At 61.6% G+C, this 700-nt stretch carries 1 protein-coding gene; it reads right to left on the reverse strand.

The window, feature by feature from the left end:
• Positions 1-118 precede the first annotated feature (118 nt).
• The coding region (locus PEH01S_RS34340) for a YheC/YheD family protein (protein WP_164828164.1) at positions 119-700 on the reverse strand (582 nt) is incomplete at its 5' end.

The following is a 700-nucleotide window of genomic DNA, read 5'->3' on the forward strand; positions in this document are numbered from 1 at the left end:
CTTTCTTCGAAAGCGTAGGCTGAGTTTTGCCGAAGGCAAAACTTTCTTCGAAAGCGTAGGCTGAGTTTTGCCGAAGGCAAAACTTTTTTGAAAGGGCAGATCTTTGCCGGGCCAGTCGTCAGAAGTGCTTTCGCCTGACGCTCGCCTGCGCCTGCGGCTGCCGCAGCAAATACCGCGCGTAGCGCAGCGGGTTGGCCAGTGCGTCCAGTCTGGCTTGATCGTCTTGTAAATAAGTAAAGATGGAGCGGCCGGGTTTGGAATTCACTTCGAGAATCCAACTATTGCCGCCCGTGTCGACACCGAAATCGATGCCGAGCTCGGCGAGCCGCCCGTGACAAGATTCCAGCGCTTCCGGAAGTCCCATAGCGAGCTGCTGCAGCTCGTAAAGGAGCTTCTCGGCGCGTGCCGGCCCGAACTCGCGGGTCAAAAACGGTCCGATGGGTTCGACCGTGCCTCCGCCGTGCAAATTTGAGGTCAGGCTGCCGTTCTGCCCCCGGCGGACGGCCATGCCGGTCAGCTTCCAACGGCCGTCGCCGTCTTTTTGCACCAGCGCGCGCACGTCGTACGCGTCGCCGTTTTGCGACTGCAGCGGCAAATACTGCTGCAGCAAATAGCTGCGCTGCGCGACGAAGCGGCGCAGCCAGCGAAGCAGCGCCCCGGCGTCGGCGAAGCCGCACGCGACGGCGCGGTTGCGCGGATC

Source organism: Paenibacillus ehimensis NBRC 15659 (assembly GCF_004000785.1).
Taxonomy (GTDB): Bacteria; Bacillota; Bacilli; order Paenibacillales; family NBRC-103111; genus Paenibacillus_G; species Paenibacillus_G ehimensis.